Source organism: Ruthenibacterium intestinale (assembly GCF_040096265.1).
Classification (GTDB): Bacteria; Bacillota; Clostridia; order Oscillospirales; family Ruminococcaceae; genus Ruthenibacterium; species Ruthenibacterium komagatae.
Genome location: NZ_JBBMFA010000004.1, coordinates 1 through 572 on the forward strand (window position 1 = coordinate 1; position 572 = coordinate 572).

Sequence of the window (572 nt, forward strand, 5' to 3'; positions counted from 1 at the left end):
GGCGGAGCGCGCGGCGCGCAGGGAAGAACCGGCCCCGCAAAAGCGCCGCTGGAAATGGCCCTGGCAGAAATAAGCGGGAAGATGCAGAGAAGAGAGGGGCAAACGCCCCTCTCTTTTTTTCGCCCTCTTGACAAGGGAGAAGGGGCGGCTGATAATGAAAGTACCATTTTACGACTTCCGCACCGGGGAGGAGACAAAAGATGCTGCATTTAAAAGGGGAAACCATCGTTTATCCGCTTCCGGACGAAGAATTGCTCCGGAGCGATGAAGAATACTGGGGCATCCGGTTTCCGGACGACTACCGGGAATTTCTGAAAACCTACAACGGTGTGGAGCCGGTGGAAAAAAGCTTTGAGGCGATCGGGCACCTGTTCGCGCTGACGCGCTTTTTCTGCGCCTTGGAGGATTACAAGGACCGGGACGTGGGCTGGTACGATCTGATGGTGATGGATATGCAGATCGGAGAATTTTTGCAAAGGGACCCGGATTCCCCTTCGGTGGAGCTTGCGCCCATCGGGGAAGTGTTCGGAGAGTGCTTTTTGTGCCTGGACTACCGGCAGGACCCGGAGCAT

General features: G+C 56.3%; 1 protein-coding gene. It reads left to right on the plus strand.

The genetic code is table 11. From position 1 onward, the window contains the following. Positions 1 to 200: 200 nt before the first annotated feature. The coding region (locus WMO24_RS00035) for an SMI1/KNR4 family protein (RefSeq protein ID WP_349213955.1) at positions 201 to 572 on the plus strand (372 nt) is incomplete at its 3' end.